Origin of the sequence: Solwaraspora sp. WMMD1047 (assembly GCF_029626155.1) — a bacterium.
Lineage (GTDB): Bacteria > Actinomycetota > Actinomycetes > Mycobacteriales > Micromonosporaceae > WMMD1047.
This window is the reverse complement of record NZ_JARUBL010000001.1, coordinates 2,740,253-2,753,256: the sequence shown is the minus strand read 5'-3', so window position 1 is coordinate 2,753,256 and position 13,004 is coordinate 2,740,253. Positions and strand designations below refer to the sequence as shown.

At 73.8% G+C, this 13,004-nt stretch carries 13 protein-coding genes and 1 pseudogene; 10 read left to right on the top strand and 4 right to left on the bottom strand.

All coding sequences use genetic code 11. The annotated features are described in order from the left end of the window. The first annotated feature begins 206 nt into the window (after nt 1-206). Nucleotides 207-473, top strand: a complete 267-nt coding sequence (locus tag O7627_RS12655; RefSeq protein WP_278093696.1) for a cellulose binding domain-containing protein — start codon at nt 207-209, stop codon at nt 471-473. A gap of 4 nt (nt 474-477) precedes the next feature. On the opposite strand, the gene O7627_RS12650 is transcribed toward O7627_RS12655, so the two are convergent. Continuing rightward, nucleotides 478-1,095, bottom strand: coding sequence for a bifunctional 4-hydroxy-2-oxoglutarate aldolase/2-dehydro-3-deoxy-phosphogluconate aldolase (locus O7627_RS12650; protein WP_278093695.1), 618 nt, complete (start codon nt 1,093-1,095; stop codon nt 478-480). 130 nt (nt 1,096-1,225) lie between these two features. Here O7627_RS12650 and O7627_RS12645 point away from each other — a divergent pair, with 130 nt between their 5' ends. The 5 genes from O7627_RS12645 to O7627_RS12625 all read left to right on the top strand — a co-directional run bounded on the left by O7627_RS12645 (nt 1,226) and on the right by O7627_RS12625 (nt 8,404). Beyond that, nucleotides 1,226-2,113, top strand: coding sequence for a serine/threonine-protein phosphatase (locus O7627_RS12645; RefSeq protein WP_278093694.1), 888 nt, complete (start codon nt 1,226-1,228; stop codon nt 2,111-2,113). Nucleotides 2,114-2,245: 132 nt separating this feature from the next. Next, nucleotides 2,246-4,693 (top strand): phosphoketolase family protein, encoded by a 2,448-nt coding sequence (locus O7627_RS12640; protein WP_278093693.1) that lies wholly within the window; start codon nt 2,246-2,248, stop codon nt 4,691-4,693. A gap of 10 nt (nt 4,694-4,703) precedes the next feature. Beyond that, nucleotides 4,704-5,684: a universal stress protein gene (locus O7627_RS12635; protein WP_278093692.1), complete on the top strand. Its 981-nt coding sequence runs from the start codon at nt 4,704-4,706 to the stop codon at nt 5,682-5,684. Next, entirely contained in the window at nt 5,681-6,676 is a 996-nt protein-coding gene (locus O7627_RS12630; RefSeq protein WP_278093691.1) for a nitroreductase, read from the top strand. The genes O7627_RS12635 and O7627_RS12630 overlap by 4 nt, the downstream gene beginning before the upstream one ends. Before the next feature lie 108 nt (nt 6,677-6,784). Beyond that, nucleotides 6,785-8,404, top strand: coding sequence for a GAF domain-containing sensor histidine kinase (locus O7627_RS12625; protein WP_278098261.1), 1,620 nt, complete (start codon nt 6,785-6,787; stop codon nt 8,402-8,404). Between the two features lie 23 nt (nt 8,405-8,427). Here O7627_RS12625 and O7627_RS12620 read toward each other — a convergent pair whose 3' ends face one another. Beyond that, a complete protein-coding gene (locus tag O7627_RS12620) occupies nt 8,428-8,730 on the bottom strand; it encodes a hypothetical protein (RefSeq protein WP_278093690.1) in 303 nt (100 codons plus the stop codon). Beyond that, nucleotides 8,723-9,376: a response regulator transcription factor gene (locus tag O7627_RS12615; RefSeq protein ID WP_278093689.1), complete on the bottom strand. Its 654-nt coding sequence runs from the start codon at nt 9,374-9,376 to the stop codon at nt 8,723-8,725. Before O7627_RS12615 ends, O7627_RS12620 begins: the two co-directional genes overlap by 8 nt. 223 nt (nt 9,377-9,599) lie before the next feature. On the opposite strand from O7627_RS12615, the pseudogene O7627_RS12610 reads away from it, so the two are divergent. From O7627_RS12610 to O7627_RS12595, 4 genes and pseudogenes are all read left to right on the top strand, one after another. Next, a pseudogene (locus tag O7627_RS12610) lies at nt 9,600-10,550 on the top strand (nitroreductase); the annotation flags it as partial. Nucleotides 10,551-10,720: 170 nt separating this feature from the next. Beyond that, nucleotides 10,721-11,284 (top strand): DoxX family membrane protein, encoded by a 564-nt coding sequence (locus O7627_RS12605; protein ID WP_278098260.1) that lies wholly within the window; start codon nt 10,721-10,723, stop codon nt 11,282-11,284. A gap of 88 nt (nt 11,285-11,372) precedes the next feature. Further along, a complete protein-coding gene (locus O7627_RS12600; protein ID WP_278093688.1) occupies nt 11,373-11,768 on the top strand; it encodes a metalloregulator ArsR/SmtB family transcription factor in 396 nt (131 codons plus the stop codon). Further along, the gene (locus O7627_RS12595; protein WP_278093687.1) at nt 11,765-12,391 is read left to right on the top strand and encodes an SRPBCC family protein; all 627 of its coding nucleotides are present in this window, start codon (nt 11,765-11,767) and stop codon (nt 12,389-12,391) included. The genes O7627_RS12600 and O7627_RS12595 overlap by 4 nt, the downstream gene beginning before the upstream one ends. On the opposite strand, the gene O7627_RS12590 is transcribed toward O7627_RS12595, so the two are convergent. Then, entirely contained in the window at nt 12,392-12,991 is a 600-nt protein-coding gene (locus O7627_RS12590; protein WP_278093686.1) for a serine acetyltransferase, read from the bottom strand. Between the last annotated feature and the right edge of the window lie 13 nt (nt 12,992-13,004).

The following is a 13,004-nucleotide window of genomic DNA, read 5'->3' as shown; positions in this document are numbered from 1 at the left end:
CGGCCGATCCGCCGCGGTCCTCAACTCGCCCGTCCACGGGCGTCAGTGTGCAGCACCGGCGCCGCCCGGGCGAGCCGGCGCGACGTGAGAAGGCGCCCATTCCGCCGAGGTTTCGGGCGTCCGGTGGAAGGGAAGATGCGGGCGGTCGATTGACGCCCCGGATCAGGCCGCCATAACATCGGTGGACATCGCTCGATGGGGTGGTCATGAGCGCCGGCGCCACCCCGGTCACCGCGTGGACGTTGCGCTGGTCGTTCCCCGACGGCCAGCAAGTCACCCAGCTCTGGTACGGCAGCTTCCTCCAGATCGGGCCGGACGTCACCGTCCACCACGCGCCCTGGGGCAGCATGATCCCGCCGGCGGCTCGGTCGGCCTCGGCTTCTCGGCAGCTGGACCGGCGCCAACAGCGCTCCCCGGTCGTTCACCCTGAACGGTCTGCCCTGCGCGCCGGGATGACCGCCCGGCCCGGATGAGCCGTCAGGCGACCGCGGCGCGGAACGCCGCCGCCCGGGTCCGCAGCGCGGCCAGGTCACCGCCGCGTGGGGCGTCGCCCAGCAGCGGACCCCCGACCCCGACCGCCAGCGCCCCCGCCGCCAGGTACTCGGCGGCAAGGCCCACGTCGATACCACCGAACGGCACGAACGGCACGTCGGGGAAGGGCTCCCGCAGGGTACGCAGGTAGCCGACCCCGCCGAGCGAGGCCGGAAAGAGTTTCACGGCCGACGCGCCGGCCAGGCTCGCGGTGACCACCTCGGTCGGGGTCAGCGCGCCGACCAGGGCCGGCAGTCCCAGCCGGACGCACTCGGCCACCGCCGGCGCCAACCCGGGCAGCACCACGAACGAGACGCCGGCCTGCTCGACCTGGACCACGTCGGCCTCGGTCAGCACCGTGCCGGCGCCCAGCGGCGCGTCCGGCCCGAGTTCGGCCCTGGCCCGGACCAGTACGCCGATGGCGTCCCGGGCGGTCAGCGAGACCTCGATCAGGGTGATCCCGGCCTCGGCCAGGGTCAGGATGCTCCGCAGCGCGGCGTCCGGGTCGTCGCCGCGTACCACGGCGAGCAGTCGGTGCCGGCTCAGCGTCTCGCGCAGGTTCACCCCCGCATCGTGTCAGGCCGACCGGCCGGGCACCGCCGCACGCCGCCGCGGTGACCCGTCCACCGACCGACATAGTCCAATTGCACGGAATCGGAAACGTACGGTCATTTGCCCTGCTAGCGTCCCGGCCATGCACCGGAGCCTCACGACGGGCCCCGACCGGCGGCCGGCCGAGGGCGATGTCGCCCGCACCTTCGACCAACTCGGCTACCGCATCTCGGTGGCCGGGGGCACCCGGATCGGGCACCGCTACCCGGCCAACTTCGACGTGCTACACGTCGACCGGGCGACGCCGTTCCTCGCGGTCGCCGACGGGCTGGGCGGCGGCGAGGGCAGCGCGCTCGCCGGCTCCACCGCGATGACCACCTTCGTCGCCGCGGTTCGGGCACTGGGCGCCACGGTCGGACCGGACCAGTTACGGTCCGCGGTCGCCGCGGCGCAGTCCCAGGTGAACGCGGCCGGCGCCCAGCTCGGCGAACTCACCGGATGCACCCTGACCGCCCTGGTCACCGGCCCGGCCGGGCCGGCCGGCTGGTCGCCGGGGAGTCCGACCTGGAACGCGCCGACGGCGCTCTGGACACCGTCGGTGATCGCCGGCCCGCCCCGCCCCCGACCCGGCTGGATCGTCCAGATCGGCGACTCCCGGGCCTACCGGCTCCGGGACCGCCGGCTGGAACTGCTCACCGTCGACCACACCGAGGCGTGGCTCGGCACCCTGCACGGCTGGTACCCCGCGGGTTCGCCGGCGGCGAACGCCGCCCGCTACCGGCTCACCCGGTACGTGGGGCACCCCGACTCCCCCGAGCCCGACCTGCTCAACGTGTCGTTGCTACCCGGCGACGTCTACTGCCTCTGCACCGACGGGGTCACCGACGAGATCGGGTACGCCCTGCTGGCCAGCCGGCTCGGCAGCGACGCCGACCCGATCAAGATCGTGCACGGACTGCTCGCGGACACCCTGGCGGCCGGCGGCCGGGACAACGCGACCCTGGCGGTCCTGCGGGTCGAAACCCGCTGAGCCGTCCGGCCGCACGCGCGGGTCCGGCCGGCCCGGTGGTCCAGGGTCCATCGGCCCTGCCGGTTGCGCGGTCGCCTGCCGCAGGCTGGAATCGACCTGGACGATCGACTCGACCACGAGAGGCTCAGCTGGATGGAAACCGTGCTGGACGTACCCGGCCCGCTCACCGACGAAGAGCTCCGCCGCCTGGACGCCTACTGGCGGGCGGCCAACTATCTCACCGTCGGGCAGATCTATCTGCTGTCCAACCCGCTGCTGCGGGAGCCGCTGCGCGCCGAGGACATCAAGCCCCGACTGCTCGGGCACTGGGGCACCAGCCCCGGACTCAACCTGCTCTACGCGCACCTCAACCGCTGCATCACCGCCCGCGACCTGGACGCCATCTTCGTCACCGGACCCGGCCACGGCGGCCCGGCGCTGGTCGCCAACACCTGGCTGGAAGGCAGCTACAGCGAGCTGTACCCGTCGGTCAGTCGGGACGAGTCGGGGATGGCCCGGCTGTTCCGCCAGTTCTCCTTCCCCGGCGGCATCCCCAGCCACGTCGCGCCGGAGGTACCCGGCTCGATCCACGAGGGCGGCGAGCTGGGTTACTCGCTGATGCACGCGTACGGCGCCGCGTTCGACAACCCGGACCTGCTGGTCGCCTGTGTGATCGGCGACGGTGAGGCGGAGACCGGACCGCTCGCGGCGAGCTGGCTGTCGAACGTCTTCCTCAACCCGGCCCGCGACGGCGCGGTGCTGCCGATCCTGCACCTCAACGGGTACAAGATCGCCAACCCGACCGTGCTGGACCGGATTCCGGCCGAGGACCTGCTGTCGATGATGCGCGGCTACGGCTACCAGCCGTACCTGGTGGAGGGGGACGACCCGGCCACCGTGCACCAGCAGCTCGCCGCCACCCTGGACCGGATGCTGGACGAGATCGCCGAGATCCAGCGCCGGGCCCGGTCGGCCGGCGAGGCGACCCGGCCGCGCTGGCCGATGCTGGTGCTGCGTACCCCCAAGGGGTGGACCGGTCCGGCGGTGGTGGACGGACAGCAGGTCGAGGGCACCTTCCGCGCCCACCAGGTCCCGCTCGCCGGGGTACGCGACAACCCGGAACACCTGGCCGAGCTGGAGAGCTGGCTGCGCGGCTACCGCCCGGAGGAGCTCTTCGACGCGACCGGCGCCCCGACCGCCGAGCTGACCGCGCTGCCGCCGACCGGCAGCCGGCGGATGAGCGCCAACCCGCACGCCAACGGCGGCATGCTGCTGCGCGATCTGGTGCTGCCCGACTTCCGCGACTACGCCGTCCCGGTGTCGGAGCCGGGCGGGACGATCGCCGGGGCGACCGGCACCCTCGGCGGCTGGATCCGCGACGTGATCGCGGCCAACCCCGACCGGTTCCGCCTCTTCGGCCCCGACGAGGTCGCCTCCAACCGGTTGCAGGCCGCGTTCGAGGTCACCGACCGCACCTTCCTCGGCGCCCGGCTGCCCACCGACGTCAGCCTCGCCGCGAGCGGCCGGGTAATGGAGGTGCTCTCCGAGCACCTCTGCCAGGGTTGGCTGGAGGGTTACCTGCTGACCGGCCGGCACGGGCTGTTCACCAGCTACGAGGCGTTCATCCACATCGTCGACTCGATGCTCAACCAGCACGCGAAGTGGCTCAAGGTCACCCGGCAGATCCCCTGGCGGCGGCCGGTGGCCTCGCTGAACTACCTGCTCTCCAGCCACGTCTGGCAGCAGGACCACAACGGCTTCTCGCACCAGGACCCGGGCTTCATCGACCACGTCGTCAACAAGAAGGCCGAGGTGGTCCGGGTCTATCTGCCGCCGGACGCGAACACGCTGCTCTCCACGATGGACCACTGCCTGCGCAGTCGCAACTACATCAACGTGGTGGTCGCCGGAAAGGCGCCGGGGTCGACCTGGCTGTCGATGGACGAGGCGATCATGCACTGCCGGCGCGGGCTCGGGATCTGGGACTGGGCCAGCACCGACGCCGGCGCGGAGCCGGACGTGGTGCTCGCCTGTGCCGGCGACGTGCCGACGCTGGAGACCCTGGCCGCCGCCGACCTGCTCCGCCAGCACCTGCCGGAGCTGAAGGTGCGGGTGGTGAACGTGGTGGACCTGATGCGGCTGCAGCCGGACAGCGAGCACCCGCACGGCCTGCCGGACAGCCAGTTCGACACCATCTTCACCCGGAACAAGCCGGTGATCTTCGCGTACCACGGTTATCCCTGGCTGATCCACCGGCTCACCTACCGGCGCACCAACCACGAGAACCTGCACGTACGCGGGTACAAGGAGGAGGGCACCACCACCACGCCGTTCGACATGGTGATGCTCAACGACCTGGACCGGTTCCACCTGGTGATCGACGTGATCGACCGGGTACCCGGGCTCGGCGGGCGGGCCGCCCACCTGCGGCAGGAGATGGTCGACGCCCGGCAGGAGTGCCGCGACCACACCCGCCGGTACGGCGAGGACGCCCCCCGGGTGGCGAAGTGGCGCTGGACCGCGGCGCCGGCCGGCGGCGGGCAGCCGGACGGCCGGCGGGCCGCGGCCGACCCGGCCCGCACCCTGCCGGCATCGGAATGAGGAGGCAGCGATGACGATCAGACCGATAGTGGTCGGCTACGACGGCTCCGACAGCGCCCGCACCGCCACCCGGTGGGCGCTCGACGAGGGCGCCCGCACCGGACATCCGGTCCGGCTGGCGTACGTGTTCGAATGGATGCCGGCCGGTTCCTGGCTCGGCCCCGGGCCGGGTCCGTGGCCGGACGAGACGGCCCGGCGCGAGGTGGCGGCCATGCTCGACGGCGCCGTCGCCGAGGCGGCCGGCAGCCACCCGGGAGTGGTGGTCGACGGGGTGGTGCTCGACGGTCCGGCGGCGGTCCTGCTGCGCGACCAGTCCGAGCGGGCCGCCCTGATGGTGCTCGGCAACCGCGGCCTCGGTGGCTTCACCGGCCTGCTGGCCGGCTCCACCACCGTCACCCTCTGCGCGCACGCGCACTGCCCGGTGGTGGTGGTCCGCGCCGTGGACCCGGCGGCCGGCACCCGACCCGGCCCGGTGGTGGTCGGCGTGGACGGCTCGGACAGCTCGCTGCTGGCGCTGGAGTTCGCGTTCAGCCAGGCCGCGCACCGTGGGGTGCCGCTGCTGGCGATCCGGGGCTGGAGCCCGCCGGCCACCCCGTGGGTGCCCCCGGTGCTCGACCCGGCCGAGATCACCCGCGCCGAGCAGGCCGCCCTCGACGAGGTGCTGGCCGGCTGGCGGGCCAAGTATCCGGACGTCGAGGTACGCGCCGAGGTCCGCACCGCCGGACCGGCCGCCGACCTGATCGAGGCGAGCCGGTCGGCCCAGCTGGTGGTGGTCGGCTCCCGGGGCCGGGGCGGCTTCCGGGGACTGCTGCTCGGCTCCGTCAGCCAGCAACTGCTGCACCACGCCGAATGCCCGGTGGCGGTGGTCCGGGAGCTGGCCGACCCGGCGCCGGTCGACGACGACCCGGCGCCCGGTGAACTGGTCCACGACGGGCCGGCCCTGGTGCCACCCGGCACGCCGACCCGGCCGACCGCACCGGAGCAGCCGTGACCGCCGACGCCACCTCGACGGTGGCGACCGCGCTGGCCCAGGCGGCCAGCACCGCCGGGCTCGCCCCCTCCGTGCACAACACCCAGCCGTGGCGGTGGGTGGTCCTGCCGGACCGGCTCGACCTGCGGGCCGAGCCGGACCGGCGGCTGCCGGCCACCGACCCCGACGGCAGACTGTCCACGCTGAGCTGCGGCACGGCCCTGCACCACGCCCGGGTGGCGCTGGCGGCCGAGGGCTGGCCGGCCCGGGTCGACCGGTTCCCCGACCCGGCCGAGGAGGAGCTGCTGGCCACCATCACCGTCGGCGATCGGACCCCGGCGCCGGCCGAGACGATGCGGCTGGTGCAGTGCATGCGGGTCCGGCACACCGACCGGCGGCCGGTCAGCGACCAGCCGGTGCCGGCCGAGGCGCTGGCCGCGTTGACCGCCGCCGTCGAGGCGGAGGGAACGCGGGTCCAGCTGCTCGCCGACGAACAGGTGCTGGCGCTGGCCAGCGCCGCCAGCCGGGCCCAGGAGGCCGAGTCCGAGGACCCGCAGGTGATCGAGGAGCTGCGCTACTGGACCGGCCGGGCCGCCGAGGGCGTCGGGATCAACCCCGAGGTGCTGCCGGAGCGGCCGGCCGAGACGACCGTGCCGGGCCGCGACTTCGGCCGGCCCGGCACCCTGCCGATCGGCCCGGGACACGACCGGTCGGCGGTCTACGCGGTGCTCTACGGCGACGAGGACGAACCGGAGAACTGGCTACGCGCCGGGGAGGCCCTCTCCGCGGCCTGGCTGACCGCGACCGAGCGGGGCGTCTCGGTGGTGCCGCTGAGCGGGGTGGTGGAGGTGATCAGCACCCGGGAGGCGCTGCGCCGGTCGTTGGCCAACCTCGGCTACCCGTACCTGGTGCTGCGGTTGGGGATCGCGGACCCGGCGCACGCCGGACCACCGCACACCCCGCGCCTGCCGGCGGACCAACTCATCGACACCTCCGCCGTCCGGGAGCGCTAGCATCGCCGGGTGACCGCCCCTGACTCGCTGCCGGGTGACGAGCACCAGACGCCGTCACTCGGCATCACCCCGCTGTCCCGGGTCCGCCTCGACGAGCTGCTGCAGGAGATGCTGGACCGGGTCGGCGAGGTGGTGACCAGCCGGGAACGGCTGCGTGCCCTGCTGGACGCCGTCGTCGGCATCGGCACCGACCTGGACCTGAGCAGCACGCTGCGGCGGATCGTCGAGGCCGCCTGCGAGCTGGTCGGCGCCCGCTACGGCGCGCTCGGGGTGATCGGGCCGGACCGGCTGCTCACCGAGTTCATCACCCACGGCGTCAGCCCCGAGGTGCACGCCGCGATCGGCGACCTGCCGCACGGGCGCGGCGTGCTCGGGTTGCTGATCGCCGACCCCCGGCCGGTCCGGATGCCGGAGATCACCGATCACCCCCAGTCCTACGGGTTCCCGCCGAACCACCCGCCGATGCACAGCTTCCTCGGGGTGCCGATCCGGATCCGGGACAACGTCTTCGGCAACCTCTATCTGGCCGAGAAGCAGGGCGCCCGGGAGTTCACCGAGGACGACGAGCAGATCGTGGTGGCGCTGGCCGCCGCGGCGGGCGTGGCGATCGAGAACGCCCGCCTGTACGAGCTGGCGCACGGCCGGCAGCGCTGGCTGGCCGCCGCCGCCGAGATCACCTCGGTCCTGCTCGGCGAGGTCCGCCGCACCGACGCGCTCCGGCTGGTCGCCCGCCGGGCCCGGGAGGTCTCCGACGCCGAGCTGACCCTGGTGCTGCTCTACGACGAGGAGGCCGGCCTGTTCACCGTCGAGGTCGTCGAGGGCGCCGACCAGGCCCTGGTCGGCAGCGTGCTGCCGGCCGGGGAGACCACCTTCGCCACCTCGGTGACCGACCGCCGGCACACCATGGTCGAGAGCCTGGCCAAGGCCGCCCCGTGGCCGGTCCCGGTGAGCGCCGGCCCGGCCCTGGTGTCCCCGCTGGCCGCCGGCGACACCCTGCACGGGGTGCTGGTGGTCGGGCACCGGCCGGGTCGCACCGGCCCGACCGAGGACGACGTGCCGCTGCTGGCCAGCTTCGCCGCCCAGGCGGCGCTGGCCATGGAACGGGCCCGGGGCCAGGAGGAACGCGAGCTGCTGGTGGTGCTGGAGGACCGGGAGCGGATCGCCCGGGACCTGCACGACGTGGTGATCCAGCGGCTCTTCGCCACCGGGCTGCACCTGCAGAGCGCCATCCCGCTGACCGGCCGGCCGGAGCTGACCCAGCGGATCAACACCGCGGTGGACGACCTGGACGCCACCATCCGCGACATCCGGCGGACCATCTTCGAGCTGCGGACGCCGATGAGTGCGGCGTTGCGTACCGAGATCCGGGAGGCCGTGGCGGTCGCGGCCGAGCTGCTGGGGTTCCGGCCGGTGCTGGAGCTCGCCGGCCCGGTGGACAGCGCGGTACCCGACGCGGTCCGCCCCGACCTGCTGGCGGTGCTGCGCGAGGCGCTCGCCAACGCCGTCCGGCACGCCCGGGCCAGCCGGGTCGCGGTGGCGGTCCGGGTCGCCGGCGCCAGGCTGACCCTGACCGTCACCGACGACGGGGTGGGCACCGACCCGGCCGCCGCCCGGGGCGGCCTGGTGAACCTTCGGGAACGGGCCGCGCAGCACGGCGGCGAGTTCGAGGTACGCCCGGTCCAGCCGCACGGCACCGAACTGTGCTGGACGATCCCGCTACGCGACTGAACCCGGTACGGCGGCCGGTCCCGCTACCGGTCGCGTACCTCGATCACCCGGGTGGTGGGGGCGGCGTCGCCGGCCTGCTCGCGCAGCGCCAGCCGGTCCGGGTCGGCCAGGAACGACTCCAGCCCGGCCCGGGACCCGAACCGGATCACGTGCACCTCCGTCGGCGAGTCCGTGCCGCGCATCCGGCGCTCGATCGAGCCGCCGTGCCGGCCCAGCAGCGCCAACACCTGGTCCTCGTAGCGGTGGCCCGCCGCCGCCTGGCCGGGCACCATCTCGACGACGGCGACCAGCAGCACCTCCCCGGCGGGATCGCCCGGCTCAGGCATTCGGCGCGCCGGGGCGGGGACCGAGCAGCCGGGTCGCCATCACCGCGGCCTGGGTACGCCGCTCCAGCCCGAGCTTGGCCAGCACGCTGGAGACGTAGTTCTTGACCGTCTTCTCGGCCAGGAACATCTTCCCGGCGATCTCCCGGTTGGTCAGCCCTTCGGCGACGTACTCCAGGATCCGGCGCTCCTGCTCGGTGAGCGACTGCAGCTCGCGGGGCTGCTCGACGCCGCTGCGGATGCGCTCCAGCACCCGCTGGGTCACCGCCGGGTCGAGCAGCGACTGGCCGGCCGCCACCCGCCGGACGGCGTCCACCAGGTCGGTGCCCCGGATCTGCTTGAGCACGTAACCGGCGGCCCCGGCCATGATCGCCGCGAACAGCGCCTCGTCGTCCTCGTACGAGGTCAGGATCAGTCCCTTGATCGAGGAGTCGACGGCGCGGACGTCCCGGCAGACGTCGATGCCGTTGCCGTCCGGCAACCGGGCGTCGAGGATCGCCACGTCCGGCCGGAGCGCGGGGATCCGACGGGCGGCCTCCTGGGCCAACCCGGACTCCCCGATCACCTCGATGTCCCCGGCCGCCTGCAGCAGGTCGGCGAGGCCGCGACGGACCACCTCGTGGTCGTCGAGCAGAAAGACCCTGATCATTGCTCATTTCTACCCGTTCGGCAGGGGTCGCGCACGGGCCGAAGGTCCCGCCCCGGCCGGGCCGACGACCCTGCCCAGGTGGCGCGGCCGCGGCGCACCGTGGTCGTACAGGTCCAGGTGGGTCCGCCGGCGGGCGGACCCGGCGGCGGAGAAGTCCGAGCACAGGCGAAGGGAGGGAGCGCGGCGGCGGCGCCCGGCCGGGCGGCGGTACCGCGCGTACCCGATGACCGGATACGACCCCACCCAGTTGCGGGCCGCGGTGGCCGCGGCGATCCGCGCGCCGTCCCTGCACAACAGCCAGCCGTGGCGGTTCCGGCTCTGCGACGGCGCCATCGAGGTGCGCGTCGACCCGGCCCGGCGGCTGCCGGCCAGCGATCCCACCGGCTGGGCCGCGCGGATCGCCTGCGGGGCGGCGGTCGGCAACCTGCGGCTGGCGCTGGCGGTGGCCGGCCGGCCGGCGCGGGCCTGGCTGCGTCCGGATCCGGCGGACCCGGACGTGGTGGCCCGGCTCACCCCGGACCGGCCGCGGCCGGCGACGCCCGGCGAGCGGGCGCTGCACGCGGCGATTCCGCGCCGGTACAGCAACCGGGCGCCGTTCTGGCCCGACCCGGTCCCCGCCGACCTGCGCTGGCGGCTGGCCGAGACGGCCCGTGCCGAGGGTGCCTGGCTGGAGATGGTGATCGGCACCGGGGCGGTCGCGGCGGTCGCGGCGGTCGCCCGCAGCGCCCACCGGGTGCTGCGCCGCGACCCGGCCTACGTGGCCGAACTCGCCGCGTGGACCCGACGTACCGCCGAGCCGGACGGGGTGCCGGCCGACGCCGGCGGGCCGCTCGGCGAACCGCACGACCTGCTCCCGCAGCGCGACTTCGGCATCCGCCGGCGGGCCCCGGGCCGCGACTTCGAACCGGAACCGCTGGTCGCCGTCCTCGGCTTCCCGGGCAACACCCCGGGCGACCAGATCGCCGCCGGGCAGGTGCTGCAGCGACTGCTGCTCACCGCCACCGACGCGGGGTTGGCGGTGTCGCTGGTCTCCCAACCGATCGAGGTGCCCAGCGCCCGGGAGCAGCTCCGGCTGGCACTGGGCCGGTCCGGCACCCCGCAGATGGTGATGCGGATCGGGTACGGCCAGCCCGGCTGGCCGACTCCGCGACGGGCGGTCGACACGGTGATCGACCCACCGGTATGGCTCGCGGCGGCCGGCGCCCGGCCGGGTGGCCCGGTGGCGGACAGGCCGAAGGTCCCGGCAGGTACGGACCGGCAGCCCTGACCCGGAGCCGCACCGCACCCGTCCAATGGAGTTAGGCCCCCGACCGGGAGCCGGAACCAGGAAAGGACGTGGCAGCCATGACCGCGATGATCGAGCGGCCTACCGCCCCCGCGACCGCTCCGGCGGTCGCCCAGCCCACCGGCGAGACCACCCGCCAGCAGGCCACCCGCTACACCTGGGCGGTCGTCCGCATCGCCCTCGGTTGGACGTTCCTCTGGGCGTTCCTGGACAAGACCTTCGGGTTGGGTCGGGGCACCGAGACCGAAGCGGCCTGGATCAACGGCGGGCACCCGACCGAGGGCTTCCTGCTGCACGGCGCGACCGGACCGTTCACGGACTTCTACCACAACATTGCCGGCGCGGCCTGGGCCGACTGGCTGTTCATGATCGGTCTGGCCGGCATCGGCGTGGCCCTGCTGCTCGGCATCGGCCTGCGGGTCGCCGCCGCCACCGGCGCGCTGCTCTACGTGCTGATGTGGACCGTGGTGCTGCCCCCGGAGAACAACCCCTTCATGGACGAGCACCTGATCAACGCCGCGGTGCTCGTGGGCCTCGCCCTGGTCGGCGCCGGCCACACTCTCGGCCTTGGCCGGACCTGGGCCCGGTTGCCGCTGGTGCAGCGGTGGGGTTGGCTGAAGTGACGACCTGATCCCCGCAGACCGCCCCCAGCTGGGGGCGGTCTCATTTTTTAGCCTTGTCTTATATAAGCACGCGCTGTATCTTCTGCTCGTGCATGCGTTCGATGTTCTCGGGGATCCGGTCCGCCGCCGGATCCTCGAACTGCTCGCCGAGGGAGAACACGCCTCGGGAGCGATCTGTGCCGTCATCCAGCGCGAGTTCGGGATCACCCAACCCGCTGTCTCGCAACACCTGCGGGTGCTGCGGGACAGCGGGTTCGCCACCGTCCGTGCCGCCGGCACCCGCCGCCTCTACGCCGTCAACGCTGACCCGCTGCACGAGGTGGACGCCTGGCTGGACCGGTTCCGCCGGTTCTGGGACCAGCGGCTCGACGCGTTGGGCACCGAACTGGCACGCGGCAGGCGGCAACGGCGCATCGAGTCGACGCCACCCGGACCGGACGGGACCGGACCGGCAGCAGACAACAGTGAGAGGACCGCGGAATGATCGACATCATCACCGAGCTGAACGCCATCAACCGCGCCGTCGGCAACCGGCAGCTCGCCGACGGCGAGGGCATCGGCGTGGTGCTCCGGCGGCGCTACCCCGCGCCCATCGACGACGTCTGGGACGCGCTGACCGATCCCGACCGCCTTCGCCGCTGGTTCCTGCCGATCAGCGGTGACCTGCGGGTCGGTGGGACCTTCCAGCTCGAAGGAAACGCGGGCGGCGAGATCCTGACCTGCGACCCGCCCACCCGACTGAAGGCGACCTGGGGCGGACCGGCCAGCGTGGTCGAACTGCGCCTGTTCGCCGACACCGCCGAGGAGACCACCCTGGAGCTGGAGCACACCGTTCCGCTCGTCTTCGCCGGCAGCGGCGCGGGCGCCCTCTTCGTCGGCCCGGGCTGGGACATCGGCTTCCTCGGACTCGGCCGGTTCCTGCGCGGCGAGGTCGTCGACGATCCGGTCGCCTGGGAGAACACCACAGAGGTCCAGCAGTACTCCAAGCAGACGATCGAGGCCTGGACGGCCGCCGTCGAATCGTCCGGCACCGCGACCGCCGAGGAGATCACCGCCGGGGCCGAGGCCGCCCGGTCCCAGTTCACCCCCGGGTTGCCCGCCGACTGATCAGCCGGCGGGCCGGGTCGACCTCGACTCGGCCCGGTCGACCGGCACCACAGGTGGCCGGTCGACCGGCGCCGCAGGTGGGTTGGTCGACTCCGCACCGGGCCGATCGGCTCCCCCGGTCGGTGGGCGGATCTCGGCCCGGCGGCCGAGGGCGGTGCCGCCGGCCGGCACGTCGTCGAGGACCAGCGCCCCCGCGCCGATCTTCGCGCGGGGGCCGATCACCACCGGACCCAGCACGGCCGCCCCGGCACCGAAGGTCACCTCGTCGCCAACCACCGGTTCACCGCTGAAGTCCCGCCGGCCGATCGTGACGTGGTGGTAGAGATCGATGCCGGCACCGAGTCGGGCGCCGGCGTGCAGGACCAGGCCATATGGGTGGAACAGCCGCAGACCCGGCCCGCAGCGCAGCTCCCGGGGCAGGTCGCTGTTGGTGCCGAGCCGGACCACGAGCAGATTCAGAATCTTGTACGGCAGGACGCCGAGCTGACGCCCGATGGTGCGTTGTTCGGCCGTCCACTGGCCGAACCGGAAGATGAGCAGGACGAGCCGGGCCAGCGGATCGCGGTTCCGCCGAAAATCCTGCCTCAGCGTGTCGAGCATGAGACAGAGCGTA

Excerpts from the sequence above, each read along its gene's own strand:
- O7627_RS12655 (WP_278093696.1), top strand. The coding sequence starts at position 207 with ATGAGCGCCGGCGCCACCCCGGTCACCGCGTGGACGTTGCGCTGGTCG.
- O7627_RS12645 (WP_278093694.1), top strand. The coding sequence starts at position 1,226 with ATGCACCGGAGCCTCACGACGGGCCCCGACCGGCGGCCGGCCGAGGGC.
- O7627_RS12640 (WP_278093693.1), top strand. The coding sequence starts at position 2,246 with ATGGAAACCGTGCTGGACGTACCCGGCCCGCTCACCGACGAAGAGCTC.
- O7627_RS12635 (WP_278093692.1), top strand. The coding sequence starts at position 4,704 with ATGACGATCAGACCGATAGTGGTCGGCTACGACGGCTCCGACAGCGCC.
- O7627_RS12625 (WP_278098261.1), top strand. The coding sequence starts at position 6,785 with ATGCTGGACCGGGTCGGCGAGGTGGTGACCAGCCGGGAACGGCTGCGT.
- O7627_RS12620 (WP_278093690.1), bottom strand. The coding sequence starts at position 8,730 with ATGCCTGAGCCGGGCGATCCCGCCGGGGAGGTGCTGCTGGTCGCCGTC.
- O7627_RS12615 (WP_278093689.1), bottom strand. The coding sequence starts at position 9,376 with ATGATCAGGGTCTTTCTGCTCGACGACCACGAGGTGGTCCGTCGCGGC.
- O7627_RS12605 (WP_278098260.1), top strand. The coding sequence starts at position 10,721 with ATGACCGCGATGATCGAGCGGCCTACCGCCCCCGCGACCGCTCCGGCG.
- O7627_RS12595 (WP_278093687.1), top strand. The coding sequence starts at position 11,765 with ATGATCGACATCATCACCGAGCTGAACGCCATCAACCGCGCCGTCGGC.
- O7627_RS12590 (WP_278093686.1), bottom strand. The coding sequence starts at position 12,991 with ATGCTCGACACGCTGAGGCAGGATTTTCGGCGGAACCGCGATCCGCTG.